This window comes from Luteimonas salinilitoris (assembly GCF_041300785.1).
In the GTDB taxonomy this organism is placed as follows: domain Bacteria; phylum Pseudomonadota; class Gammaproteobacteria; order Xanthomonadales; family Xanthomonadaceae; genus Luteimonas; species Luteimonas salinilitoris.
The window spans coordinates 1-23535 of sequence record NZ_JBFWIB010000027.1; the positions used below are offsets into that span (position 1 = coordinate 1).

Consider the following 23535-nt stretch of genomic DNA (forward strand, 5'->3'; position numbering starts at 1 on the left):
GCAACACCACCTGGCGGCCACTGCGGCGCAACGCGATCTGCTCGGGAAGCGTTAACAGGCCCTACGTCAGCGGCAGATCCGGCTGCAGCTGCTCGATCCCGCCTTCGCCGCGCATGATCCGCTTGAACTCGGCCCGGCTGACGGAGACGTAGCGCTCGTTGCCGCCGATCTCCACCTGCGGCCCCGCCTGCACCGCGAGGCCGTTGTCGTCGACGCGCACGGTCATGATCGCCTTGCGTCCGCTGTGGCAGATGGTCTTGATCTCGCTGAGTTCGTCCGCCCAGGCCAGCAGGTACTGGCTGCCCTCGAACAACTCGCCGCGAAAATCCGTGCGCAGGCCATAGCAGAGCACCGGGACGCCGAGCGCATCGACCACTTCGGTCAGCTGCCATACCTGCGCCCGGGTCAGGAACTGCGCCTCGTCCACCAGCACGCAATGCAGGCGCCCGTGGGCGGCGACGTCGCGCTCGGCCCAGTGCTGCAGGTCGTCGCCGTGGCCGAACGCGACCGCATCGGACTGCAGCCCGATCCGCGAGGCCACCCGGCCGCTGCCGGCCCGGTCGTCCAGGCGCGGTGTCAGGATCGCCACCCGCATCCCGCGCTCGCGATAGTTGTGCGCGGACTGCAGCAGGGTGGTGGTCTTCCCCGCATTCATCGCGGAGTAGTAGAAGTACAGTTTCGCCATTCCGGAAGTGTAGCGGGGTCGCGGCGGCGGGCCCGCGGTCGGCCGCCATGGCAGGCGGACCGGAACGGGGCCGGGGCGTGCAAGGCCCGGACGGACGTGCAACGCGGCGCGCGCGGCCGCCGGCCTGAAGTCCGCCGCGACCGGCGACGGGAAGGCCCGCGGCGGCGGCCGGCGCGGCGGGTAAGATGCGCATCCGTTCCTGCCGCCTTTCCCATGCACGGTCTCAACCCCCAGCAATCCGCCGCGGTCGCCCATTGCGACGGCCCGCTGCTGGTGCTCGCCGGCGCCGGCAGCGGCAAGACCCGGGTGATCGTGGAAAAGATCGCGCACCTGGTCGCCACCGCGCGCTATCCCGCCAGGCGCATCGCCGCGATCACCTTCACCAACAAGTCGGCCAGGGAGATGCGCGAGCGGGTCGGCAAGCGCATCCGCGGCGACGCCGCCGATGGCCTGACGGTCTCCACCTTCCATGCGCTCGGCCTGAAGCTGCTGCAGATCGAGCACGCCGCCGCCGGATTGCGGCGCGGCTTCTCGATCTTCGACGCCGACGACAGCCTGGCGCAGTTCAAGGACCTGCTGCCCGGGGCCAAGCCCGACGTGGTGCAGGCGATGCAGCAGCTGGTGTCGCGCGCCAAGAACGCCGGCCTCTCGCCCGAGGAGGCGGCGGCGGCGGCGCGCAGCACCCGCGAGCACGAGGCCGCGGTGCTGTACGCGCGCTATCAGGCACGGCTGGCGGCGTTCAACGCGGTCGACTTCGACGACCTGATCCGGCTGCCGGTGCAGCTGCTGGAAGCCGACGAGGACCTGCGCCTGGGCTGGCGCGAGCGCATCGGCTACCTGCTGGTCGACGAATGCCAGGACACCAACGACGCCCAGTACCGGCTGCTGAAGGCGCTGGCCGGGCCGAAGGGAAACTTCACCTGCGTCGGCGACGACGACCAGAGCATCTACGCCTGGCGCGGCGCCAACCCCGAGAACCTGTCGCAGCTGGCACAGGACTATCCGGCCCTGACGGTGGTGAAGCTGGAGCAGAACTATCGCTGCTCCAATCGCGTGCTGCGCGCGGCCAACGCGCTGATCGCCAACAATCCGCACGAACACCCGAAGACGCTGTGGAGCGCGCAGGCCGACGGCGAGCGGATCCGGGTATGGGAGTGCCGCGATGCGACCCACGAGGCCGAGCGCGTCGCCGCCGAGATCCAGTTCCTGCAGACCGCCGGCAAGGCGCAGTGGAACGAGTTCTGCGTGCTGTTCCGCGGCAACCACCAGTCGCGCGCGCTGGAGAAGGCGCTGCAGCTGCTGCGGGTGCCGTACCACCTGAGCGGCGGCACCGCGTTCCTGGCGCGCGCCGAAGTGAAGGATGCGTTGTCGTGGCTGCGGCTGGTCGCCAATCCCGACGACGACTCCGCGTTCCTGCGCGCGGTGCAGTCGCCTCGCCGCGAAGTCGGCGCCACCACCCTGGCGAAGCTGTCGGAACTGGCGCAGCACGCGCAGCTGCCATTGTCGCGCGCGACCGAATCGATCGGCCTGCTGAAACAATTGCCGGCGCGCGCCGCCAATGCGCTGGGCGGGTTCGCCGACATCGTCCGCGGGCTGCGCGCCGAGGCGGCGCGGCTGCCGCCGGCGGAGCTGGTGCGCAACCTCAACGAGCGCTCCGGCCTGCTGGCCGCGGTGCGCGCGCAGTGCAAGAGCGAGCAGCAGTTCGCCATGCGCCGCGGCAACCTCGACGAACTCGCCGACTGGTTCGACGGCCCGCGCGGCGCCGGCCCGGGCGAGCTTGCGGCGCAGCTCGCCCTGCTCACCCATGCCGACCGCGACGACGGCGGCAACCAGGTGCGGCTGATGAGCCTGCACGCCGCCAAGGGACTCGAGTTCCGCTACGTCTTCATCGTCGGCGTCGACGACGACACCCTGCCGCACGAGGCCAGCGTCGACGAGGGCCGGATCGACGAGGAGCGGCGGCTGCTGTACGTCGGCATCACCCGCGCCAAGGAACGGCTGTGGCTGTCGCATGCGCGCGAGGCGCAGAAATGGGGCAGCCGGCTGCGGTTGACGCCGAGCCGGTTCCTCGACGAGCTGCCCGCCGACGAGCTGCAGCGCGACGGCGCCGACCCGGTGGCGGACGCGGAGCACAAGCGCGAGCGCGCCGACGCCGGGTTCGCCGCGATCAAGGCGCTGCTCGACGCGTAGGGCCTGTTAACGCTTATGGCGTATGCCGCGTCGGCCCGGACCTGGCCGTTCGCTACACTCGACGCCCGCAACGCCGGAGACCGCCGTGCGCACGACCCTGCTGGCTCTCTGCCTGCTCGCGCTGACCCTGCCCGCCTGCCGGACCGGCCCGCCGGCCGCGCCCGCGGCACCAGCCGCGTCCGCCACCGCCACCGCCACCGCCACCGCCACCGCCACCGCCGACGACAATCTCAACGCCGTGCTCTGGATGCAGGTGTCCGCCGAGTACCGCGCCGCGGCCCTGTCGTTGTACCGCGCCGCCGGCGACCGGCTCGATGATGCGCTCGCCGATCCGGACTGGGACGCGCTCGTTCCCGAGGAACGCGCGGCCGCGGGCAGCGCGGCCGGGCTACCGCCGGCGGTGATCGTGGACATCGACGAGACCGTGCTCGACAACTCGCCGTACCAGGCGCGACTGGTGCGCGACGGCACGGAATACGACGAAGCCACTTGGGCCGCATGGGTCGACGAACGCCAGGCCGAACCGGTGCCGGGCGTCCTGGCATTCGCACGCCTGGCCGATACCAGGGGTGTCACCCTGGTCTACCTGTCCAACCGGACGCAGGCGTCCGCCGACGCGACACTGGCCAACCTCCGCGCCGTCGGCTTTCCGGTGGCCGACGACAGCGTGTTTCTCGGGCTGGGGACCGAAGTGGAGGACTGCCAGTCGCGCGGCAGCGAAAAAGGCTGCCGCCGCGTGCTGGCCGGCCGCCGCTACCGCGTGCTGATGCAGTTCGGGGACCAGCTCGGCGACTTCGTCCGGGTCGAGCGCAATACCCCGCAGGCACGGGAGCAGCTGCTGGCGACCCACGGCGAGTGGTTCGGCGAACGCTGGTGGATGCTGCCCAACCCGAGCTACGGCGGCTGGGAAGCGGCGGCGTTCGGCAATGCCCGGGGCCTGCCGCGCGAGGCGCGCCGCCAAGCCAAGCGCGACGCGCTTGATCTCAAGGAAAAGTGAGTTCGCACACACGTCATTGCCCAGGCCGAGCTCGGCACTGGACGCCGCCGCGGCGCCATGCGGCGGACCTGAGCCGCGGTGGCGGAGCCCGGCCGCCCTCCTGGCAAGCCGGATGAACCCGGTCGAACCCAGGCTCCCCTAGGGCGAATCGACATTCACTCCCTCCGCCTATCCCTGTAGGAGGGGCTTCAGCCCCGACCTGCCGAAGATCGCGACGAGGCAACCAGCAGCGCGGGTGGCGGTCGGGAAGCTGCGTGCGTGGGTCCTTTTTTGCGCTTCGCTCATTTCTTGGGGTCGGGGCTGAAGCCCCTCCTACAGGAGCATCGGTGCCAGGGACGCCATAGGAGGCGAATGTCGATACGCCCTAGGGTTGGCCCGAGGGTGCCCGCGCCGGGCAAACGCCGTAGCGTGGACCATCCCGGTGCATCAGGGGCCCGGTCCCGCCACCCGAAGCTACACGGGGGATGCGTCATGTCCATCGGTTCGCTCTCCGGCCCGCCCGGACTGTCCCACGGTCCTCCCGGACTCGGCGGGCTGAAACAGTTGCTGGGCAATCTGACTTCCAGCCTGGCGCGCGGCCTCGGTGGCCCTTCGAACTTCCCCGGCGCGGGACCGTCGCTGCCGCCGTCCGGACCGGGTTCGTCACCGCTCCCGCAGGCGCCCTCCGGTCTGCCTGGTTCCTCGCCACAGCCCTCCTTGCCCGGATCTTCCACCCAGCCCGCGCATGCAGGCGTGCAGGGCCCGCCTGCGCACGCGGGTATGCCGGGTCCGCCGCCGCACGCCGTGCCCGGCGGCCCGCCGCCGCCATCGAACGGATCGCCGCCCATGATGCCGGGGCCCGGGCAAAACGCGCCGTTCGTTTCCACCGTCGCATCGACGGTCGCTTCGACCCTGGGCAACACGCTGCAAGCACTGACACAGCAGCAGTCGCTGCCGCCCGGCCTGGCCCGGCAACTGTCCGGAGGAACGGCGCCGTCGATGCAGCCCGGCCCCGCCAATCCCGCGGCCATGACGCAAGCGGCGATTTCCGCGGCAGCGGCGCAGACACAACCGGGTACGGCGGTGCCGACCGGCTACGGCATCCAGGCCGCACCGGCCTCCGTGGTGCAACAACCCGCGGCGATGCTGCTGCAGCAGGCCCCGGCACAACTCGCCGCCAGGCCCGATGCGGCTGCGGTGCCGCTGCAGGCCGCGCAGGCCAACGTCATCGCCGCACCGCCCGCGCAGGCCGCCATGCTGCATCCGGCGCTGGCACCGCAGGCGCGGCCGGACGCCGTCCCGCTCGCGATGCGTGCCGACGGCGCGGTCGCCGAGCGCGCCCCGTCCTCCATGCCGGGCGCGACCAGCGCGGCCACCACGGCAGCGGGAACGACCGCCGCGGCGGCGGTGCCGGCCGGCGCCACGCAGGCGACGGTGGCCACCGTGCTGGCTTCCGCCGTGCCGGCCTCGCAATCTCCCGGCGACGCCAAGGGCGCCACCATGCTGGCCGCGGGCGATCGCGCACAGGCGGCGCGCGCCGACGGCACCGTCGCACATGGCCATACCATGGCGGGCACGCAGCAGCGGCGCTCGTGGAAATCCCTGTACGGCGTATCGGCGCTGCTGGCGGCGCTGGGATCGCGCGACCAGGCGGAACGCTCCCGCCGCGAGGCCGAGTTCGCCGAACAGCGCCTGGTCGAACGCGTATTCCAGTGGCTGTATTGGGTGCTGGCCATCGTCGCCTACGGCTGCCTGGCGCTGTCGATCCTGATCTTCCTGCCGGTCTTCGACGGCAACGTCGCCCCGGCACCGCAGACCCCGGTGTGGATCGGCGGCCTCGCGACGATGGGGCTGGTCGCCGGCCTCGGCGCCTGGCTGCTGGCGCGACGGTTGAAGTGATCCGTCGCGGCACGGCGCGGGTCGCCCTCGCCATCGCCGCACGCCCACGCCGACGCCATCCAGCGACCCTGCGCCGTCGGGCGCGCCACGAACGCCACCCCGCCATGCGACATGCCACCAGACTCCTTTCCGCTTCCGCCCTTGCGCTGGCGATGACCGCCTGCGGCACCAGCCGAGGCGAAGAATTCATCGAGACCTATGCCGGCGAGCCCTACACCGGGTTCGTCGAGGTCCGCGTCGAGCCCGCCGGAGGAAAGGCGTGGAGACAGCACGGCAAGGGCAGCGCGCATTTCGTCGACAAGGAGGGCGGCAATGCGCAGCTCGTCGTCTTCGGTGCGATCGACGACGAAGACGGCGATGCCGGCTTCGCCATCGACGGCACGTTCGAGGATGGACACTGGAAGAGCGAGACCGACGAGGTGGTGCTGGAAGTCGCTCGCGACGGCCGCATCAGCGGCGGCGGCACCATCCATCCGCAGAAATTCGGGTTCTCCGGATCGGCAAGCGAAACGAGCTTCGATCTCGACGTCAACATCGAGCTGCTGGAGGGCCGCCCCGGCGCGCTTCCGGCGGGGAGCCGGTTCCGCTTCTCGTACGAGCTTTCGCGGGCACCGCGCCAAGAGGAGGACGTGGTGGCGGACGCCGAGAGCCGCGGGAGGGGCAAGAAGAAATGCCGGAAGATCCGCTACGAAATGCGTCCGGTGGCCAATATCGGCGACGGTTCGATGAGCATGATCCAGGTCCCGGTCTGTCTCCAGTAACGCCGGTGTCCTGAGGGCTGCGCGAACACCGCCCTGCACCCGCAACTCTCCGGTGGCGCTCCCGTGCCGCCGCGATACGTGGCGCATGTGTTTCCGGTGCCAACGACCGCCAGCCATCGGTCCGCGGCCCGCGGCCTGCTTTCAGCCAGTCACCGACGCCTGCAAGTCGCACGACCGGCCTGCTGCTGGCGTCGCCGCAAAGAAAAAGGGCCCCGGATTCCGGGGCCCTTTTCCTGCAGCGTTGGCGCGCGAAGCTTACTGCTTGCGGGCCATCGCGGTGTTGCCTTCACCAACGGACTTGATGACGTTGCTGGTGGCCTCGGTGACCATCTTGAACAGCTGGCTCAGCGCCGTCAGTTCCGCGGTCAGCTCGTTGGCGGGCTCTTCCTTCTTGGCGGCGGCATCGATTTCCTTCGCCTTGGCCATCATCTGCTCGGCGATGTTGTTGGCGACTTCGCCCATCAGCTTGGCGAAGGCCATCAGCCAGCTGGTGCTGGTGCCACCGGTGCGGGCCTGGTTGGCCTGGATGCGGCCTTCGTCCTGGACGTTCTGCACGAAGGAAAAGACGAAACTCTGGACATCGGACATGGTGTTTCTCCGTTTGCGTTGTCTGTCGTGGATTGCCTTGAAGCGGCTTGATCGAAGCGTCGGCCGTGAGTCCACGGCCGGGTCTGGCACGCTTCAGCCGGGCGGGCCACGCAGACGGCGCGAACGGGATCTGACCACCTCGTTGCGCATCGGCGGATGGTCGTCCTGCGGCAGCGCCGCGGATTCCTGCGCCTTCTGCACCGACTCCTTCTCGGTCTGGCTGCGCAGCCACTCGACGGCCTTTTCCTGGCCCTCGGTCGCCATCCGGCGACTGAACTCCAACGCCAGCTGCGACTCGCGCCGCTCCAGCGGCTCGAGTGCATCGTTGAGCCGGCGGATCAGGTCGTCGGCCTCGTCCTCGGGGACGCCGCCACTCCGGCGCAGCAGCTCGACGGTTTCCATCCAGGCCGCGCGGTCGAAGGCTTCGCCGCTCGCCGGGCCCGTGGAGGCGGCTGCGTTCTCCAGCGACTGCTCCAGGAAGCGGGCCATCTGGTCGCGCTGTTCGGAACCCAGCGTGGCATCGTCCTGCAGGATGGCCTGGAACTGCTGCTGCAGCTTCTCCACTCCGGCCTGCACCAGCTTCTCGACGCTACCGACGGCCTCGTCCTTCGCCGGCTGCGGCGCGGCGGCCGCCGGATCGCCCGCGGGCAGCGGCTGCGCCGGGGTCGATGGCCGGGAGGCTTTGCGGATGGCGGGACGGCGTGACATGCGGCAGGTGTCGGTCGTTGTTTCCGGAGGGATGCGGGCGGGTCGTGCGCTGCGGATCTTGGTTACGAGGTTAGAGGACCGGGCCGGGCCTGCAAGCTAGGGGCGACCCTATGCGGATCCGGCGGTCAGCGCGGGCGAAGTGAATTGATCGAAGATCCGGCGCATGCCGGCGCCTTCGCGCTCACCGAGCTCGCGCGCCACGCCGGCCAGCCAGGCGTCGGCACTGGCCTGTCCGTCGTCGGTGACGCGACGTCGGTATTCCGGCGCGACCTTCGCCAATTCCTCCTCGATCGTCGCCTGGCATGCATTGAGCTGCCGGATCAACGCAGCTTCGTCGTCCGCGTTGATGCCTCCTTCCGAGCGCAGTTGCTCGATCTGCTGCAGCCAGGATCGCGGCGCTACGGACATGACGCCGCTCAGCCCCTGAAGGCGCCGGAGAAGGCATTCATGAAGTCGCCGCTGAACAGGCTCTGCGCGTCGAACGGCAGACCCGAGTTCGATAGCGACTGCCCGAGTTCGCCGTCGATGGCCTGAACGGCGAAGTCGGCGAGCATCCCGCCGATGGTGGCGCCGATCGGACCACCGACGGCACCGCCGATGGCCTGGGCGGCGGAACTGACGAGGTCACCGATGCTGTCGAACATGTCGATCTCCTGTGTCGTGGTGTGGACGGGATCACCCGCAATCGGGATCCCGGTCCGAACTATTGCCCGATCGCCGCCGCGACCCAAGCTGGGGCGAACCCGACCCTGGGGAGAACCCTAGCCGCGGCTCACCCGTGGAACTGCGGATCGATGCTCAGCGTGCCCAGGTTGCGTTCCGCGAAGCGCCGGGCCAGTTCGGGGGCGGCCTCGCGGATGGCGTCGTAGCTGCCGCGCGAGCGCACGTCGGCGCGCAGCAGCCAGCCGTCGGCGGTCTTGCTCAGCAGCAGATCGGTGCCGGGCAGGGTGCTGTCGGCCATCCGTAGCAGCACCTGGCCGTCGCCGTCGGTCGCGACACCGTCGTCCACCGCCAGCTGGCGCACGTGGCGTTCGATCAGGTCGGCGAACGCGGAGGTGTTGACCGGCGCGGCGACCGGCGCGGCCGGCGCGCCGTCGCGCAGGGCGGACTGCGCCTGCATCATCGCCAGCACCTCGGCCGGATCCAGGGCCTGCATCGGCGGCTCGCTGTCGCCCGGCGCCTGGCGCGCGGCCTCCACCGCGTCCTGCGTCGCCGCCTGGCGCGCGGCGGCCTCGGCCTCGGCGCGCTGCTGGCCGCTGAGTTCGCCGGCGCCTTTCGCCCGGGCGGAAAGGAATTCGTCCTTCGCCTCCTGCTTGCTCTGCAGCACCTGGCGGAAGCGGTCCACGGTCTCCTTCGGCGGCGACTCGCGTTTGGCGTCGGTCTTCTGTTCGCTGTCGGCATTGCGGGCCTGCTCGGCCGACTGCGGCGACTGGCTGCGTTCGATGCTCATGTTGACCTCACGGTTGTCCGGGGGTGAGACGCCGCGCCGGCGACAGGTCGGCGGCGGCGTCCTCTTCCTTGCGCATTTCCAGGGCGACCTGCTCGTCGCGCCACACGCCCTTGCGCTTCTCCAGCGCGTCCTCGCGCGCCTTGGCGCGGAAGAACGCCTGCTTGGCCTCCTCCAGCGCACGCTCGGCCGCCTGCAGCTGCTGCTGCGCCTGCTGCAGGCGCTGGCATGCCGCCTGCACCTGCTCGCCCAGCAGGTCGATGTGCGCCTCGCGCTGTTCGAGTACCAGCGGCCAGTGCCCGCCGGGCGGCGGCGGATCCAGCAGGCGCATGCGGTGCCCGGAACGTTCCTGGCGCAGCGCCTCGATCTCGCCCTCGATGCGGGCGCACGCCTCGCGGCAGGCACGCGCCTGCTGCTGCTTGTCCAGCACCACCTTGCGCGCGAGTTCGGTACGGTGTGCACGCAGCTTGATCAGCGTCTGCAGCGGATAGCGCTTCATCGATGGAGCCGGGATTCGGGATTCGGGATTCGGGATTCGGAAAATCCCCATAGACCGCCGGCCCCACGGCCCGGACGGGAAGGGTGCAAGCGCCGGCACCTGCCCACTCCCGCGGCCCCCGTCGCTGGTCTGCGGCTCTTCATCTGAACAGCTTCCTGAGTGCGTCGGCGGACTGGTCGAACGGCACCAGCTCGGCGGACGACTGCTGCAGCAGCTTGCGCATCGGGCCGATCTTCTCGATCGCCACGTCGGCCTCGGGATCGCTGCCGCGCTTGTATTCGCCCAGCTGCAGCAGCAGCTCGATGTCCTGGTGCTTGGCCAGGTACTTGCGCAGCTGGCCGGCGGCACGCACGTGCGCCTGGTCCACCACCCGCGGCATGGTGCGGCTGAGGCTGGCCAGCACGTCGATCGCGGGATAGTGGTAGGCGGCGGCCAGCTTGCGCGAAAGCACGATATGGCCGTCGAGGATCGAACGCACCTCCTCGACGATCGGGTCGCCGCCGTCCTCGTCCTCGGCCAGCACGGTGTAGAAGGCGGTGATGCTGCCGCGGTCGTTGTTGCCGGCACGCTCGAACAGCCGCGGCAGCGCGCTGAACACCGAGGGCGGGAAACCCCGCCGCGCCGGCGGCTCGCCGACCGCGAGGCCGACGTCGCGCAGCGCGCGCGCGAAGCGGGTCACCGAATCGAGCAGCAGCAGCACGCGCTTGCCGCGGTCGCGGAAGTGCTCGGCGATCGCGGTGCCGACCCAGGCCGCGCGGCTGCGCTCGAGCGCCGGGCGGTCGGAGGTCGCCACCACGACGATCGACTTGGCCAGTCCCTGCTCGCCGAGGTTGTCGTGGATGAACTCGTTGACCTCGCGGCCACGCTCGCCGACCAGCACGATGACGTTGACGTCGGCGTCGCCGCCGCGCGCGAGCATGCCCAGCAGCGTGCTCTTGCCACCGCCGGCCACCGCGAAGATGCCCACGCGCTGGCCCTCGCCAGTGGTCATCACCGTGTCGATCGCGCGCACACCGGTGGAGAACGGGCGCTCGATGAGATTGCGCGCGAGCGGATTGGGCGACGCGGCGTAGATGGGCGCGTCGACGGTCGGCCCCAGCGGGCCGCGGTCGTCGATCGGCCGGCCGTGCGCGTCGAGCACGCGGCCGAGCAGGCCGTCGCCGGCGCGCACCGAGGCCTGGCGGCCGCTGGCATAGACCTCGGTGGTCGCGGAGATCCCGTCCAGCGCGCCGAGCGGGGTCAGCAGGGTGTGCTGCTTGGACACGCCGACCACTTCGGCGGCGAGCTCGAAATCCGGATCGCCCTCGCCGCGCGGATGGCGCAGGTGGCACAGCTCGCCGATCGAGGCTTTCAGGCCGGTGGCGCGGATCAGGGTGCCGTAGGCATCGGCGACACGGCCGACGCGCTGGATCGTCTTGACCGACGACAGGGCGCTGAGCAGCGGGTCGGAAGCGGGCGCGTTCATGTCGCGGCACCTTCGCCGCCGGCACCGGCGAGCGCGGCGCGGATCGCCTCGATCTGCTGGGCCACGCCGGCGCGCACCTCGCCGGCCTCGGACACCACCACGCAGCTCAGCGGATCCAGGCTCTCGTCGTTGACCAGCTCGATCACGCCGACCGCCGGATGCGCCTGGCGCACGGCGCCGAGCCCCGATTCCACGGTCCCGCGCACCGACGGGTGCACGCGGATCAGCAGGAACTGCTCCGCCTGCGCGGCCTCGACCGCCTGCATCACCAGCGGCGGGACCACGCTGGCGGCGTCGAAACCGGGGGCGATGCGGGCGACGATCGCGCAGGCGAGGTCGGTGATGCGGCCGGCGGCCTCGGCCAGCACCCGGGCGCGACGCTCGTTGAGGCCGGTCAGTTTTTCGGCCATCTGCTGCTGCGCGCGGGCCAGCCCCTCGGCGAAACCGGCGGCCTGGCCCTGGGCGCGCGCCTTCGCGACCTCGGCCTCGGCCTCGGCATACAGCGTGTTGACGCGATCGAGCAGGGCGTCGAGTTCGTGCAGCCTGGCCCACTGCCGGGCCGGCACGATGCGCGAAGTCACCGTGCGCTCGAACTCGCGGCGCTCGAACAGCGCCACGCCCGCCGATCCTGCCAGGTCGCCGGCGTCCGGAGTCGGGGCCTTGCGCGTCTGCATGCTGCCTGTTCCTCGCCTGTCAGGCCTTCTCGGGCCGGGATTCGTGGTGCGTGCACAGCAGCAGCACCGGCTTTTCCGGCAGGTGCGCGGGGCCCGCCGTCTCGTATTCGTGCAGCAGCGCGACCCATTCGCCGAGGGCGGGGTCGCGTTGCGCGGCCCAGCCCCGCAGTTCGTTGCGCCCCTGGCCGTCGAACAGCGCGAGCAGCCGCGCATCGTCCGTCTCGCGCAGCAGGCGTTCCCAGTTCGCCGACAGGCGCGCCTGGACCTCGCGCCCGACGGCGGCATCCCAGACCGTCGGATCGAGCGCCAGCAGATAGCTGTTGCCGAGCAGGCGCCTGAGCCGGCGCACCGGCTCGCGCCGCACCTCGGCGCGGATCACCGGCGCATGGGCGAGCACGCCGAGATCGCGGACCAGCCGTGCCATGCGCGCGGGCGGCCAGCGGGTGATCGCGGTCGGAAGCCCCTTGCCGGGCCTGGGCGCCAGCAGCGCATCGCCGCTGCCGGAGGCGAGCAGTGCGCGGGCCAGCAGCCGGCGCCCCAGCACGCTGCGCCGGGCGGCATCGACCAGGCGCGGCTCGAGCGGCGCCTCGCCGCTACGGACGTACCAGCTGGGATGGACCTCGGCGAGCAACGCCTGCAGCGGCATGCCGGCGGACTACCCGTTCCAGACCCGTGGGCTCTGCTTGGGCTGGGGCTGCAGCCGCCGGCGCAGGCGGCCGCCGAACGCCAGCACCAGCGCGATCATGGCGACCACCGCCGCCACGACGCCGATCGCCATCGGGCTGATCGCTGACATCGCCACCGGCGTGATGCTGCGCTGGCCCTGCCGGTCCTCGGCCGGTCCCGGCACGGTGGTGAACTTGACGGTGACCTTGTTGACGTCGTTCAGTCCCGGCACGCCGTCCTTGACCACCACCTTCATCTCGGTTTCCTTGTCGCTGAGATTGGCGCCGGGCTGCTCGAAGATCACCACCGACGCCGAGGCGTCGCTCGAGCTGCCGCCGAGCGGATCGCGCTGGGGCAGGTTGATGTGCACGCGCGCATCCACCACGCCCGGATAGCTCGCCAGCGTCTGCGACATCTCCTGCTGCAGGCCGTGCTTGAGGCGCGCCATCTCCTCCAGCGAGGAGGAGGCGAAGCCCTCCTTCTTGAAAATGTCGCCGAGGGAGCTGTACTGCCGGCGCGGCAGGCCGCGCGACTGCAACACCTGCATCGCATAGGGGAAATCGTTGTCGTCGACGCGGATCTCCCAGCCGTTCTTGCTGACCGAAAGCCGCTTGTCGGCCTTCACCCCGGTCGCCAGCAGGGCGGCCAGGACCTCGTTGGCCTGCCGCTCCTCCAGGTCGCTGTACAGCGTCGTGCGACCGCAGGCGGCCAGCAGCAGGCACGCCAGCAGCCCCAGCGCCACCCGCCACGATCCCCGCTTCGATGTCGAGCTGCTCATATCACGTCCCCCCGATTCCTCAGGACTGCTGGCGGAACAGCTGCTGCACGCCGTCGGAGGTGCGGTTCGCCACGTTCGAGGTCAGCTGCGACTGGAACAGGAACTCGTGGCATTTCATCGTCATTTCCAGCATTTGCCCCGGCTTGAGGTCGGCGACGCTGCCGCTCATCGCCTGCGACATCGCCTCGATGTTCTTGGCGCTGCCGTTGAGGCTGTCGAACGCCGAGATCATCATGCGGGTGCCTTCGGACGGCTCCGCCTTGCCGGCACCGGCGACCGCATCGGGCGCGGCGGCCTGCTGCGGCGCGGCGGTGGCATCGGTGCGCTGCATCGCCTGGGCGAAGTCGCGCACCTCGATGGCCGAGGCCTGGGGCTGCGCGGCGGCGGCGCCGCCGGCCGCGGCCGGCGATCCTTCCATCGCGGCGACCTGGATGGCTTCAATCATGTCTTTTCTCCCGAACCGTGATGTCCATGCGCCTGCACGTCACCACCGCCGTCCCGCGGAAGGGTGCGCGCCTTGCGACACGCGCCTTCGCGGGACGCCACGGCGATCAGTTGCGCTTGCCCAGCGTTTCCAGCGCCTGGCCGACGCTGTTCTGCGAGGTCGCGGCATTGTTGGACATGAACTGCATCTTCAGGCTGGCGGCGGTCAGCTGGACCATGTCCGAGGGCTGGTCGCTGCCGGCACCGATCGCGTCCGACATCTGCGTGATCTTGGCCGCCTGGCCGTCGAGCGTCTGCCCCCAGGCACGCGACATCGCCTCGTACCAGCTGTTGCTGCTGCCCGCCGAGGTGGTGCCGCGCGGACCGTTCTGGCCGTTCGCGAACGTGGCCATGCCGATGTAGTTGTTCAATGTGGAACTGTCGATCGTGCTCATGCTCTTGCTCCTCCTGACCTTGGTGGATACTGCCTGATCGATCCCGACTCTAATCCATTCATCTGTCGGAATCGTGAAACCTCGGGTACGCCCTAGGAACGCCCAGGGCCATTCGTCACTTGCGTTGCCTGGCCGCCCGGGCCTGCTCGGCGGCGTAGGCGCGCGACCTGGGCTGCACCGCCGCGGAGTCCTGCTTGTCCTGTGCCGATTCCTCGGCCTCGGCTTCGCCCGGGCCGGGGTCGGCCTGCACCGGTTCCGGCCGCAGCTTCACCAGCGAGCCGTCCGGGCGCAGCACCTGTACGTGCTCGCCGATCGCCAGCAGCGTGCCCCTGCCGGGCAGCTCGGAACCGACCGGATAGCGGACGCCGTCGGCGGAGACGACGTGCGCGTTCTCGCCGCGTTCGACCGAGACGATCCGTACCGCTTCGTCGGCCTCGGCGGCCACGCCGTCGTCCACCGGCGTGGCCAGGTTGATCGGGATGACCCGGCGCACGCCGGTTTCCCGCATCGCGCGCGACTTCGCGAACGCCTCCAATGCGGCCATGTCGTCGAAATAGCCCGTCACCTCGACATCGTTGTTGCCCAGGTAGCGTGTCTTCTCGGCGGGATAGTGGCCGCGCAGCACATCGGCGACATCGCGCGCCATGTCCTCGCCGGTGCGCAGCGTCAGCGTGGCGTCGATGCGCTCGCTGTCGAGCTGCTGGCGCATGCGCTGCCGCATCGCCACGTCCTTGACGGTGCCGGACAGCACCGCGATCCCGTTGACGTCGCGCTCGATGCGCGCCTCGGCCACGCGGTATTCCCGCGCCAGGCTGTGCAGCCGGGCCTCGACGTCGATCGGCGCCTCCTGCGACGGCATCACTGCGGCGAAGATCGCCAGCGAGGCCAGCGACAGCACGGCGATGGCGGCGATCATCGGCAGCCGGCGCGCGAACGGAACGACGTTGCGCGGCGGCGGCGCGAACTTCGTGCCCTCGGGCACCAGCGCCAGCCAGCCCGGGTCGTCGGCATGGCCGAAGGCGAGCGCGGCGTCGCCCAGGCCGACGCGCTGCACCTTGTCCAGCTCGACCGGATCGCCCGGGTGCAGCACGCGGCCCTCGAGCCGCAGCGGGGCGTCCAGCGCGCGCACCTGGAAATGGCCGTCGACCAGGCTGATCAGCGCGTGGTGGCTGGCGACGCCGTCGTCGGCCAGCACGATGTCGCAGTCGTCACCGCTGCCGACGAGGATCATCTCGCGGTCGGCCAGCTCGCGGCTCGCGCCCGCATGCAGTCCCGCCACGATCCGCAGCAGATGACTGCTGATCGGCGCCTCGCGATTGGTTTCGGCGGAAGACATCTGGTTTCGCTCCTTGCAAACTCTGATTGTCTGCTCTTGCGTTGTCTGCTCTTGCGTTGTCTGGTCGTCGTTCCGGATCGGCTCAGGCGTTGATCTGGCCCGCCTGTACGATCCGCAGGTCCGGGGCGAGTTCCTGGTAGGACAGCACCGGCAGTTCGAAGAAATCCACCTCCATCAGCTTGCGCAGGTGGCGGCGCACGTCGAGCGAGCACAGCAGCACGGGGCGCACGTCCGGCGACTGCCGGCCCAGGTGGGCGCGCACTTCGTTGCCGAGGCGCGCCGCCAGTTCCGGCGAGATCGCCAGCTGGCTGGCGCCGCCGGCGACGCGGACCGACTGCCGCAGCTTGTCCTCCAGCTCGGGATGAATCAACAGTACGTGCAACGTGCGCTCGCTGTCTGAATAGCGATCGGCGATCTCGCGCTTCAGCGCAACGCGCACGTACTCGGTCAACAGCACCACGTCCTTCTCGCGACCGCCGACATCGGTGATCGCCTCGAAGGCGTCGCGCAGGTTGCGGATCGGCACGCCTTCCTCGGCGAGGCGGCGCAGCACGTCGGCCACCCGTTGCGGCGCGACGACCCGCAGCATCTCCTTCACCAGGTCCGGATAGTCGCGCTGCATGCGGCCGAACAGGTTGGAGGTTTCCTGGATGCCGAGGAAGCCGCCCAGCCGGCGCTGCAGCGCTCCGCGGCAGTGCTCGACGATGACGTCGAGCGGCGCGCGCGCGTCCTCGGCCGGCGCGGTGACCCATTCGCCGGCCAGCGGCGGAAAGAACCCCGGCAACCGGGCGCCGGCGTCGGCGCCGACCCGCGCCGGCCGCAGCCGCGCGTCGGCGCGCATGTGTCCCGACGCGACCCGCGCGCCGAACGCGCTGAGCCGGTACTCGCCCTCGCCGAGCGCGGGGTTGATGCGCAGCGAGGGCACCGGTACCGGCACGCCGTATTCCTCGCGCAGCCGCTGGGCGAGTTCGGCGATGCGAGAACGCGCCGCCTCCTGGCCCAGCCCTTCGGCCAGCGACGGGGCGATATCGAACTGCAATGGCGGCGGAGGCGCCATATCGTCGCTGTCCACCGGCGCCTGGCTCGCCGCCATCTCCTCGTCGGAGATGCGGAACAGGCGGCGCAGGCTCTCGAAGCTGTGGCGATAACGCCAGGCGCTGATTCCGATCAGCGCGATGCCGAGCACCGCGAACACCCCGATCGGGAAGCCCGGCACCAAGGTCATGCACAGCGCGAGGATGCCGGTGATGAGCAGCACCCGCGGCTGCATTCCCACCTGACGGGTGATGGCGTCGCCGAGATGGCGGTCCTCGATCTCGCCGGTGGTGCGGGTCACCACCAGGCCGGCGGCGATGGTGCTGAGGATCGCCGGGATCTGCGACACCAGGCCGTCGCCGATGGTGAGGATGCTGTAGACGCGCGTGGCTTCGCCCAGCTCCATGCCCTTCTGCAGCACGCCGATCGCCAGGCCGCCGAGCAGGTTGATGATGATGATGACGATGCCGGCGATGGCGTCGCCCTTGACGAACTTCATGGCGCCGTCGAGCGCGCCGTGCAGCTGGCTCTCGGTCTCCAGCAGCCGGCGCTTGCGACGCGCCTCGTCCTTGTCGATGAGCCCCGAGCGCAGGTCGGAATCGATCGACAGCTGCTTGCCGGGCATGGCGTCCAGGGTGAAGCGCGCGGCGACCTCGGCCACGCGCTCAGCGCCCTTGGCGATGACGATGAACTGCACCACGGTGATGATCAGGAACACCACCAGGCCGACCACCAGGTTGCCGCCCGCCACCAGCGAGCCGAAGGTCTCGACGATGTGGCCGCCTTCGGCGTTGAGCAGGATCGAACGGGTGATCGCGATCGAGATCGCCAGCCGGAACAGCGTCGTCAGCAGCAGTACGCTGGGGAAGCTGGAGAACGCCACCGGGTTGGGGATGTAGATGCCCAGCAGCAGCAGGCCGAAGCCGATCGAGATGTTGATCGCCACCAGCGAGTCGATCAGCACCAGCGGCAGCGGCAGGATCATCACGCTGATGATCGTGACCGCGGCGAACGCGAGCACCACATCGCTGTAGCCCAGCCGCTTGCGCGGCGCCATGCCCGCCGGTGCGGCGAACAGCGAATCGATCAACGCGCGCATCGCTCCCCCTGTTGCGGACGGCACGCAAGCTTCGGCGCGGACGCGTCAAACGCTGTCCCGTCGCCTCCCTGTCGTGCCCGCTGCCGCATTACCCCTGACCTCATGCGTCACTTTGTGCCAACTTACGATAGCCGTGTAAAGTGACTGATGCGTGAAAATGATGTTCGCAGTGCTGTGAACTCGATCATTGTTCTATTCATATTCGTGAAAGCAGTCACGGTCGATCACGTCCGCGGCTCACAGCGGGTTAACGCGGCAAGACGTTATCAATTGCCTGCGGCGCACCCGATGCCTCCACCGGTCCGAGTCTGGCGTCGGTCCCGCCGATGTCGTCCTGCTCCAGGGTGGTGATCAGGTTCACCGACTGGGCGCTGACGCCGACGGCGAACGCGCGACCGGCGCGGGTCCGCAGCAGCACCACGCGTTCGCGCGGGCCGACCGGGAGGATCTGCAGCACCGACAGCGGCGCGTCCTTGCCGGCCAGGCCATAGCGACGGCGCGCCAGGCGCCAAACCACGAACAGGGCGAAGATGACGAAGGCCAGCGGCAGCACGATCCCCAGCAGTTCGCGCAGCGCCGAGGGCGCCACCGCCGCTGGCTCGGCGGCCGCGAACGCCGCACCGCAACACGACCACAGGACGGCGGCGCACAGCAGCGGCAAGGGAGAAAGGGACATGTCGGGAAACCGGAATCGCAGCATGAGGGAGGCGGTAACGTGATCGCCGCAACGGACGGAGAGATCGGCGCGGGTGCAGAGTACCGCAAGCCCGGAACGCCATCGGCGTTCCGTCACATTTCCGCGGTACACCGGAACGCACCGCCAGGGGCAGGCAGGCCTGCCGATCCCGGGCGCTGCCGGAGCGAGGGGGAAATGAAGACATGAGTGCCGCGCGCAGCGACGCCGGAACGCAGGGCGGCGAGCGCGCCGGCGCGGCGCCGCTCCAGGCCACCGACCGCATGCCGGCGCTGCAGGCCCTGCTGCAGGCGTTGCCGTTCGCCTGCGCCGCGTTCGCGCGCGAGGACGGCGCGTTGCTCGCCGCCAACGGCCTCTACCATGAGGAGTTCGCGGCCCTGGAAGGCCACGCCCGGCGCGACGGGCTGCTGCAGGCGCTGCACGGCAGCGAGGTCGACATCGACGCCGGCAGCGAGGTCCGCGCCCCGCACAACGACCGCTGGTACTCGCTGTACTGGCGCGATACCGAGCACGCCGGGCAGGCATTGTCGCTGCTGACCGCGGTCGACATCAGCGAGCGCATCGAGGCGCTGGATTCGCACAAGAGCCGCCAGGAGAAGCTGCTGTTCACCTCGCGGCTGATGTCGGTCGGCGAGATGGCGGCGACCCTGGCGCACGAGCTCAACCAACCGCTGGCGGCGATCGTCAACTACCTCAACGGCAGCCTGCGGCTGGTCGACCAGGCCGGCGGGCCGGTGCAGGTGGAACGCGCGCTGCAGGCCGCGCGCACCCAGGCCGAGCACGCCGCCGCGGTGATCGCACGGGTGCGCGAGTTCGTGCGCGCGCGCGAGCCGCGGCGCGACACCCAGGACCTGGCGACGATCGCCGCCACCGTGCTGGAGCTGCTGCGGCTGGAGGCGGAGCGCCAGCAGCTGCGGATCGACGTCGCCCTGGCCGCGCCGCTGCCGGCGGTCTACGCCGACCGGGTGATGATCGAGCAGGTGCTGCTGAACCTGGTCAAGAACGCGATCGAGGCGATGCGCGAGGTGGCGCCGGCGCAGCGCGGGCTGCGGATCGAGGGTCGGGTGAACCTGGACGGCGAGATCGAGGTCCGCGTCTGCGACCGCGGCCAGGGCCTGAGCCGGGCCGAGAGCGAACAGCTGTTCTCGCCGTTCTACACCACCAAGGCCGACGGCCTGGGCATCGGCCTGGCGATCTGCCGCTCGATCATCGAATACCACGAGGGACGGCTGTTCTTCGAGCCGCGCGAGGGCGGCGGCAGCGTGTTCGGGTTCACCCTGCCGCGCGCCGAAGGGAGGGTTTGAAATGGGACAGGTCCGGGTCTGGCTGGTCGACGACAACGACGGCTTTCGCGATTCCACGGTGTGGCTGCTGGAGACGGCCGGCTTCGAGGTGATGGCCTACGCCTCCGCACATGCATTCCTGGAGGCCTACGCCGGCCATCGGCACGGCGCCGAGGAGGAGTGCCTGGTGTCCGACATCCGCATGCCGCAGATGAGCGGCGTGCAGCTGCAGGACGAGCTGCTGCGGCGCGGCACCACCCTGCCGCTGGTGTTCGTGACCGCGCACGGCGACGTGCCGCTGGCGGTGGAGGCGATGCGCAAGGGCGCGTCCAACTTCCTCGAGAAGCCCTTCGGCGACGACACCCTGATCGAGGCGATCCACGCCGCGCTGGCGAACACGCGCAACCGCGGCGATGGCGCGGTGAACGGCGCCGCGCTGGCGAAACTGAGCCCGCGCGAACGCCAGGTGCTGGACCTGGTGGTGGCCAGCAAGCCCAACAAGATCATCGCCGACATCCTCGGCATCAGCATCAAGACGGTGGAGCTGCATCGCGCGAACATGATGAACAAACTCGGTGTACGCTCGCTGCCCGAACTGATGAAGGTGGCCCTGGGGCATGGCTGACGCAGCGAGGAAGACGGCGCAGTCCGGCCGCGCCAGGCGACGCGCCGGCAGCGCCGGCGATCGCGTCGAGGTCGAGGCGACGCCGCTGCGCGGCCGCATCCCGTCGTTGCGGGCGGCGCAGGCCGAAGCGCTGCGCGGCTTCTTCTCCGCGCCGCAAAGCTGGTACCTGCAGGACAACGGCCTGCTGCATTTCATGCCCGGCGCCGCCACGGCCGCCGGCGAGACCTTCGAACTCGATGCCGAGGGCACCCGCGTGGGATTGCGCCTGCAGGTCGCCGAGGTCGTCACCGGCGACGGGCTGCACTGGAGCGATTACAGCGGACGTTCGCGGGTGCTGGCCTGGAGCCTGGCGCACGAGCCCCACCTGATGCGCCTGAGCGAGGCTCTCGGGGTCGCGCTCGCGCCACTGCTCGACGCCGATCCGGCCACCGCCGCCACCGACGACGCCGTGTGGCTGGATTTCGTCATCGACGACGAGACGTCCGATGCCGCGGCGGACGCGGCACGGCGCCCGCCGGCGATCCAGGGTGCGTTGCGGCTGCCGGCCGCCTGGCTGGACCGCGTGCTGACCCGCGCCGAACCGCCGGTCGAAGGCGAACCGCCGCCGCCGCTGGGCCGCTGGCGCGAACTGCCGGCCAGCGTGTCGCTGCGGTTGACGCCGCCGCCGCTGCGCGCCGACGAATGGGCCGCGTTGCACCCGGGCGACGTCGTCGTTGCCGGCCGTCGCGGCCAGCCACCGCGCTTCGAGGCCCACGCCTGCGGCCGCCGATGGCCGCTCGCGGCCGACGCCCTGGGCTGGCGCGTGACGGGCCCGGTACAACATCAATCCAACTTGTCGCAGGAGACAGCCACCATGAGCGAGCAGGAGACCCCGGCCGCCGAAGACGCGGGCGCCAACGACGCCGATGCCGACGCCGGCGTACGCCCGCTTCCGGTGCATGTCGCGTTCGAGATCGGCCGACTGGAGATGCGCGTAGGCGAACTGTCGGCGCTGCAGCCCGGCTACGTGTTCACGTTGCCGGCGCGGCTGGAAGGCACCAACGTCACCATCCGCGCCAATGGCGAGGCCGTCGGGCAGGGCGAGCTGGTCGCCGTCGGCGATACCCTCGGCGTGCGGCTGTTGTCCTGGACGTAGGAGACGCCGCGATATGGATTTCAGCAACTACTCCCCGGCACTCGTCCTCGTCGTCGTCGTCAGCCTGGCGCTGGCGCCGTTCGTAGCGGTGATGGTGACCTCGTTCACCAAGATCGTGGTGGTGCTGAGCCTGCTGCGCAACGCGCTCGGGCTGCAGCAGGTGCCGCCGAACGTGGTGATCAACGGATTGGCGATCGTGCTGTCGATCTATGTCATGTACCCGGTGATCCTGGACACGCACGAGGCGATCAACGCGCGCCTGGAAGGCAAGCCGCCGCCGGCCTCGGTGCAGGCGCAGGTCGATGCGCGGGCCCGGGCGCAGGCCGAGCGTCGCGCCCGGTCCGCCGCCGCGACGCCGTCGCGGGCGGCCGCCGGCGATCCGGCCCCGGCGAGCCCGGCCGCGGCCGATGCGCTGCGCGCCGAGGCCGAGGCCGGTCGGGACGACGGCACTGCGGCGGCGCCCGAGCGCGGAGCGCTGTTCCGGGACGTCAGCGGCGGGACGCTCGCCGACGCACCGGCGAGCGAAGCCGGGGAGGAGCAACCGGCCGCCGGACCCGACGAACCGGTCGTCATCGTCGCGCCGCCGCCGCCGGCACCCGCCAGCGGCGGCATGGACGCGGCGCGGCTGCTGTCGCTGGTGGAGGCCGGCAAGGAGCCGCTGCGCACCTTCCTGATCCGGCATTCGCAGGACGCCGAGCGCGCGTTCTTCCTGCGCAGCGCGCAGCGGCTGCTGCCGCCCGAGCGGCGCGCATCGCTGACGGTCGACGATTTCATCGTGGTGGTCCCGGCATTCACCGTCAGCGAGCTGACCGCGGCGTTCCAGATCGGCTTCCTGATCTTCCTGCCGTTCCTGATCATCGACCTGGTGGTCGCCAACATCCTGCTGGCGCTGGGCATGATGATGATGTCGCCGACGATCGTCTCGCTGCCGTTCAAGCTGCTGCTGTTCGTGCTGATCGACGGCTGGGCCAAGCTCGTGCACGGCCTGGTGCTGACCTACGGCGGCGGCTGATGCGGGCGACGGTGGAGGCGTGCTGAGATGAACGAAGTCCTCGAGCTCACCCGGCAGGCACTTTGGCTGGTGCTGCTGCTGTCGGGGCCGCCGATCGCCGCGGCCGCGCTGGTCGGGCTGGTGGTGGCGTTCCTGCAGGCCGCCACCCAGTTGCAGGAGCAGACGTTCGCCTACGCGCTGAAGTTTCTCGCCATCGTGCTGATGCTGTTCGTGACCGGCTCGCTGATCGGCGGCACGCTGTACACCTACGCGAACCAGATTTTCCTCGATTTCCCGGGACTGGTCCGCGGCGGCCGCGTGCTCTGATGCCCTACGACACGATCGGCGACGCGATGCTGGCGTTGGGCCTGACGCTGCCGCGGATCATCGGTGCGTTCCTGATGCTGCCGCTGATCACCCAGTCCAACATGCCGGCGATGGTGCGCAACAGCTTCCTCGTCAGCCTGGCGATCGTGGCGCTGCCGGTCGCGGTGGCGGCGGCGCCGACCGAGAGCATGAGCACCCTGCAGTGGCCGATGATGGTGCTCAAGGAGCTGTTCATCGGCGTGGCGATCGGCTTCTGCTTCGGCATCGTGTTCTGGGCGTTCTCGGCCGCCGGCAGCGTCATCGATACCCAGGTCGGCATGGGCATGTCGCAGGTGTTCGACCCGATCCAGGGCCACCAGGTCACCCTGCACGGCGAATTCCTCTCGCATTTCGCCGCCTGGCTGTTCATGGCCAGCGGCGCGTTCCTGATCTTCCTCGACCTGCTGCTGTCGAGCTATGCGATCTGGCCGCCGACTTCGTTTTTCCCGAACCTGCCCGCCGCCGGCATGAACCTGTTCGTCGGCCATTTCAGCTACATGATGACCACGCTGCTGGTGCTGGCGGCGCCGGTGATGGTGATCCTGCTGATCATCGACCTCTCGTTCGGCCTGGTGAACCGCTATGCGCCGCAGCTCAACGTGTTCGCGCTGACCCTGCCGATCAAGGCCTGGCTGGCGACCGCGATCATCCTGCTGATGCTCGGCGTGTACGTCGAGATCCTGGTCGAGCGGCTGACCGACAGCCGCGGCCTGATGGAGCTGCTGCGCACCACGTTCGGCGATTGATCCCCGCCCCG

The 23535-nt window shown here is 70.4% G+C and carries 26 protein-coding genes; 10 read left to right on the top strand and 16 right to left on the bottom strand.

What is annotated here, in order from left to right; translation table 11 throughout:
* Positions 1 to 61: 61 nt before the first annotated feature.
* Positions 62 to 685: a thymidine kinase gene (locus tag AB5T46_RS19570; protein WP_370565782.1), complete on the bottom strand. Its 624-nt coding sequence runs from the start codon at positions 683 to 685 to the stop codon at positions 62 to 64.
* Between the two features lie 213 nt (positions 686 to 898).
* Here AB5T46_RS19570 and AB5T46_RS19575 point away from each other — a divergent pair, with 213 nt between their 5' ends.
* The 4 genes from AB5T46_RS19575 (at position 899) to AB5T46_RS19590 (ending at position 6511) form a co-directional block, all read left to right on the top strand.
* Complete coding sequence (locus tag AB5T46_RS19575; protein WP_370565783.1) at positions 899 to 2875, top strand: UvrD-helicase domain-containing protein; 1977 nt, start codon at positions 899 to 901, stop codon at positions 2873 to 2875.
* 22 nt (positions 2876 to 2897) lie between these two features.
* On the top strand, positions 2898 to 3872 hold the full coding sequence (locus tag AB5T46_RS19580; protein ID WP_370565784.1) for a 5'-nucleotidase, lipoprotein e(P4) family: 975 nt from the start codon (positions 2898 to 2900) through the stop codon (positions 3870 to 3872).
* Between the two features lie 825 nt (positions 3873 to 4697).
* Complete coding sequence (locus AB5T46_RS19585; RefSeq protein ID WP_370565785.1) at positions 4698 to 5750, top strand: hypothetical protein; 1053 nt, start codon at positions 4698 to 4700, stop codon at positions 5748 to 5750.
* Entirely contained in the window at positions 5675 to 6511 is an 837-nt protein-coding gene (locus AB5T46_RS19590; RefSeq protein WP_370565786.1) for a hypothetical protein, read from the top strand. The genes AB5T46_RS19585 and AB5T46_RS19590 overlap by 76 nt, the downstream gene beginning before the upstream one ends.
* Positions 6512 to 6766: 255 nt before the next feature.
* Here the strand turns inward: AB5T46_RS19590 and AB5T46_RS19595 are convergent, their stop codons facing one another.
* From AB5T46_RS19595 to AB5T46_RS19665, 15 genes are all read right to left on the bottom strand, one after another.
* Complete coding sequence (locus AB5T46_RS19595; protein WP_370565787.1) at positions 6767 to 7099, bottom strand: hypothetical protein; 333 nt, start codon at positions 7097 to 7099, stop codon at positions 6767 to 6769.
* A gap of 93 nt (positions 7100 to 7192) precedes the next feature.
* Positions 7193 to 7807 carry a hypothetical protein gene (locus tag AB5T46_RS19600; protein ID WP_370565788.1) on the bottom strand — a complete coding sequence of 205 codons (615 nt, stop codon included), beginning with the start codon at positions 7805 to 7807 and terminating at the stop codon, positions 7193 to 7195.
* A gap of 108 nt (positions 7808 to 7915) precedes the next feature.
* Entirely contained in the window at positions 7916 to 8215 is a 300-nt protein-coding gene (locus AB5T46_RS19605) for a hypothetical protein (protein WP_370565789.1), read from the bottom strand.
* 8 nt (positions 8216 to 8223) lie between these two features.
* Positions 8224 to 8451, bottom strand: coding sequence for a hypothetical protein (locus tag AB5T46_RS19610; protein WP_370565790.1), 228 nt, complete (start codon positions 8449 to 8451; stop codon positions 8224 to 8226).
* Between the two features lie 128 nt (positions 8452 to 8579).
* Positions 8580 to 9257 (bottom strand): hypothetical protein, encoded by a 678-nt coding sequence (locus tag AB5T46_RS19615; RefSeq protein ID WP_370565791.1) that lies wholly within the window; start codon positions 9255 to 9257, stop codon positions 8580 to 8582.
* A 7-nt stretch (positions 9258 to 9264) separates the two neighbouring features.
* A complete protein-coding gene (locus AB5T46_RS19620; RefSeq protein ID WP_370565792.1) occupies positions 9265 to 9753 on the bottom strand; it encodes a hypothetical protein in 489 nt (162 codons plus the stop codon).
* Positions 9754 to 9892: 139 nt separating this feature from the next.
* Positions 9893 to 11218: a FliI/YscN family ATPase gene (locus AB5T46_RS19625; protein WP_370565793.1), complete on the bottom strand. Its 1326-nt coding sequence runs from the start codon at positions 11216 to 11218 to the stop codon at positions 9893 to 9895.
* Positions 11215 to 11892 (bottom strand): FliH/SctL family protein, encoded by a 678-nt coding sequence (locus tag AB5T46_RS19630; protein WP_370565794.1) that lies wholly within the window; start codon positions 11890 to 11892, stop codon positions 11215 to 11217. The genes AB5T46_RS19625 and AB5T46_RS19630 overlap by 4 nt, the downstream gene beginning before the upstream one ends.
* A 19-nt stretch (positions 11893 to 11911) precedes the next feature.
* Positions 11912 to 12538, bottom strand: a complete 627-nt coding sequence (locus tag AB5T46_RS19635) for a hypothetical protein (protein WP_370565795.1) — start codon at positions 12536 to 12538, stop codon at positions 11912 to 11914.
* Positions 12539 to 12547: 9 nt separating this feature from the next.
* Positions 12548 to 13336, bottom strand: coding sequence for a type III secretion system inner membrane ring lipoprotein SctJ (sctJ, locus tag AB5T46_RS19640; protein ID WP_370565796.1), 789 nt, complete (start codon positions 13334 to 13336; stop codon positions 12548 to 12550).
* Positions 13337 to 13355: 19 nt separating this feature from the next.
* Positions 13356 to 13781, bottom strand: a complete 426-nt coding sequence (locus AB5T46_RS19645) for a hypothetical protein (protein ID WP_370565797.1) — start codon at positions 13779 to 13781, stop codon at positions 13356 to 13358.
* A gap of 106 nt (positions 13782 to 13887) precedes the next feature.
* Positions 13888 to 14214, bottom strand: coding sequence for a hypothetical protein (locus AB5T46_RS19650; RefSeq protein ID WP_370565798.1), 327 nt, complete (start codon positions 14212 to 14214; stop codon positions 13888 to 13890).
* 115 nt (positions 14215 to 14329) lie between these two features.
* The gene (locus tag AB5T46_RS19655) at positions 14330 to 15550 is read right to left on the bottom strand and encodes an FHA domain-containing protein (RefSeq protein ID WP_370565799.1); all 1221 of its coding nucleotides are present in this window, start codon (positions 15548 to 15550) and stop codon (positions 14330 to 14332) included.
* Between the two features lie 82 nt (positions 15551 to 15632).
* Positions 15633 to 17684 carry a type III secretion system export apparatus subunit SctV gene (gene sctV, locus AB5T46_RS19660; protein WP_370565800.1) on the bottom strand — a complete coding sequence of 684 codons (2052 nt, stop codon included), beginning with the start codon at positions 17682 to 17684 and terminating at the stop codon, positions 15633 to 15635.
* Between the two features lie 247 nt (positions 17685 to 17931).
* On the bottom strand, positions 17932 to 18360 hold the full coding sequence (locus tag AB5T46_RS19665) for a FliO/MopB family protein (protein ID WP_370565802.1): 429 nt from the start codon (positions 18358 to 18360) through the stop codon (positions 17932 to 17934).
* A 203-nt stretch (positions 18361 to 18563) separates the two neighbouring features.
* On the opposite strand from AB5T46_RS19665, the gene AB5T46_RS19670 reads away from it, so the two are divergent.
* The 6 genes from AB5T46_RS19670 to sctT are packed head-to-tail and all read left to right on the top strand — an operon-like array spanning position 18564 to position 23524.
* Positions 18564 to 19682, top strand: coding sequence for a sensor histidine kinase (locus tag AB5T46_RS19670; RefSeq protein ID WP_370565803.1), 1119 nt, complete (start codon positions 18564 to 18566; stop codon positions 19680 to 19682).
* Position 19683: 1 nt separating this feature from the next.
* The gene (locus AB5T46_RS19675) at positions 19684 to 20286 is read left to right on the top strand and encodes a response regulator transcription factor (RefSeq protein WP_370565804.1); all 603 of its coding nucleotides are present in this window, start codon (positions 19684 to 19686) and stop codon (positions 20284 to 20286) included.
* Positions 20279 to 21421, top strand: a complete 1143-nt coding sequence (gene sctQ, locus AB5T46_RS19680; protein ID WP_370565805.1) for a type III secretion system cytoplasmic ring protein SctQ — start codon at positions 20279 to 20281, stop codon at positions 21419 to 21421. Before AB5T46_RS19675 ends, sctQ begins: the two co-directional genes overlap by 8 nt.
* A gap of 13 nt (positions 21422 to 21434) precedes the next feature.
* Positions 21435 to 22433, top strand: a complete 999-nt coding sequence (locus tag AB5T46_RS19685) for a hypothetical protein (RefSeq protein ID WP_370565806.1) — start codon at positions 21435 to 21437, stop codon at positions 22431 to 22433.
* Between the two features lie 27 nt (positions 22434 to 22460).
* Positions 22461 to 22739 (top strand): type III secretion system export apparatus subunit SctS, encoded by a 279-nt coding sequence (gene sctS / locus AB5T46_RS19690; protein WP_370565807.1) that lies wholly within the window; start codon positions 22461 to 22463, stop codon positions 22737 to 22739.
* Positions 22739 to 23524 (top strand): type III secretion system export apparatus subunit SctT, encoded by a 786-nt coding sequence (gene sctT / locus AB5T46_RS19695; protein WP_370565808.1) that lies wholly within the window; start codon positions 22739 to 22741, stop codon positions 23522 to 23524. Before sctS ends, sctT begins: the two co-directional genes overlap by 1 nt.
* Positions 23525 to 23535 lie beyond the last annotated feature (11 nt).

Excerpts from the sequence above, each read along its gene's own strand:
- AB5T46_RS19570 (WP_370565782.1), bottom strand. The coding sequence starts at position 685 with ATGGCGAAACTGTACTTCTACTACTCCGCGATGAATGCGGGGAAGACC.
- AB5T46_RS19575 (WP_370565783.1), top strand. The coding sequence starts at position 899 with ATGCACGGTCTCAACCCCCAGCAATCCGCCGCGGTCGCCCATTGCGAC.
- AB5T46_RS19580 (WP_370565784.1), top strand. The coding sequence starts at position 2,898 with ATGCCGCGTCGGCCCGGACCTGGCCGTTCGCTACACTCGACGCCCGCA.
- AB5T46_RS19585 (WP_370565785.1), top strand. The coding sequence starts at position 4,698 with ATGATGCCGGGGCCCGGGCAAAACGCGCCGTTCGTTTCCACCGTCGCA.
- AB5T46_RS19595 (WP_370565787.1), bottom strand. The coding sequence starts at position 7,099 with ATGTCCGATGTCCAGAGTTTCGTCTTTTCCTTCGTGCAGAACGTCCAG.
- AB5T46_RS19600 (WP_370565788.1), bottom strand. The coding sequence starts at position 7,807 with ATGTCACGCCGTCCCGCCATCCGCAAAGCCTCCCGGCCATCGACCCCG.
- AB5T46_RS19605 (WP_370565789.1), bottom strand. The coding sequence starts at position 8,215 with ATGTCCGTAGCGCCGCGATCCTGGCTGCAGCAGATCGAGCAACTGCGC.
- AB5T46_RS19610 (WP_370565790.1), bottom strand. The coding sequence starts at position 8,451 with ATGTTCGACAGCATCGGTGACCTCGTCAGTTCCGCCGCCCAGGCCATC.
- AB5T46_RS19615 (WP_370565791.1), bottom strand. The coding sequence starts at position 9,257 with ATGAGCATCGAACGCAGCCAGTCGCCGCAGTCGGCCGAGCAGGCCCGC.
- AB5T46_RS19620 (WP_370565792.1), bottom strand. The coding sequence starts at position 9,753 with ATGAAGCGCTATCCGCTGCAGACGCTGATCAAGCTGCGTGCACACCGT.
- AB5T46_RS19625 (WP_370565793.1), bottom strand. The coding sequence starts at position 11,218 with ATGAACGCGCCCGCTTCCGACCCGCTGCTCAGCGCCCTGTCGTCGGTC.
- AB5T46_RS19630 (WP_370565794.1), bottom strand. The coding sequence starts at position 11,892 with ATGCAGACGCGCAAGGCCCCGACTCCGGACGCCGGCGACCTGGCAGGA.
- AB5T46_RS19635 (WP_370565795.1), bottom strand. The coding sequence starts at position 12,538 with ATGCCGCTGCAGGCGTTGCTCGCCGAGGTCCATCCCAGCTGGTACGTC.
- sctJ (WP_370565796.1), bottom strand. The coding sequence starts at position 13,336 with ATGAGCAGCTCGACATCGAAGCGGGGATCGTGGCGGGTGGCGCTGGGG.
- AB5T46_RS19645 (WP_370565797.1), bottom strand. The coding sequence starts at position 13,781 with ATGATTGAAGCCATCCAGGTCGCCGCGATGGAAGGATCGCCGGCCGCG.
- AB5T46_RS19650 (WP_370565798.1), bottom strand. The coding sequence starts at position 14,214 with ATGAGCACGATCGACAGTTCCACATTGAACAACTACATCGGCATGGCC.
- AB5T46_RS19655 (WP_370565799.1), bottom strand. The coding sequence starts at position 15,550 with ATGTCTTCCGCCGAAACCAATCGCGAGGCGCCGATCAGCAGTCATCTG.
- sctV (WP_370565800.1), bottom strand. The coding sequence starts at position 17,684 with ATGCGCGCGTTGATCGATTCGCTGTTCGCCGCACCGGCGGGCATGGCG.
- AB5T46_RS19665 (WP_370565802.1), bottom strand. The coding sequence starts at position 18,360 with ATGTCCCTTTCTCCCTTGCCGCTGCTGTGCGCCGCCGTCCTGTGGTCG.
- AB5T46_RS19670 (WP_370565803.1), top strand. The coding sequence starts at position 18,564 with ATGAGTGCCGCGCGCAGCGACGCCGGAACGCAGGGCGGCGAGCGCGCC.
- AB5T46_RS19675 (WP_370565804.1), top strand. The coding sequence starts at position 19,684 with ATGGGACAGGTCCGGGTCTGGCTGGTCGACGACAACGACGGCTTTCGC.
- sctQ (WP_370565805.1), top strand. The coding sequence starts at position 20,279 with ATGGCTGACGCAGCGAGGAAGACGGCGCAGTCCGGCCGCGCCAGGCGA.
- AB5T46_RS19685 (WP_370565806.1), top strand. The coding sequence starts at position 21,435 with ATGGATTTCAGCAACTACTCCCCGGCACTCGTCCTCGTCGTCGTCGTC.
- sctS (WP_370565807.1), top strand. The coding sequence starts at position 22,461 with ATGAACGAAGTCCTCGAGCTCACCCGGCAGGCACTTTGGCTGGTGCTG.
- sctT (WP_370565808.1), top strand. The coding sequence starts at position 22,739 with ATGCCCTACGACACGATCGGCGACGCGATGCTGGCGTTGGGCCTGACG.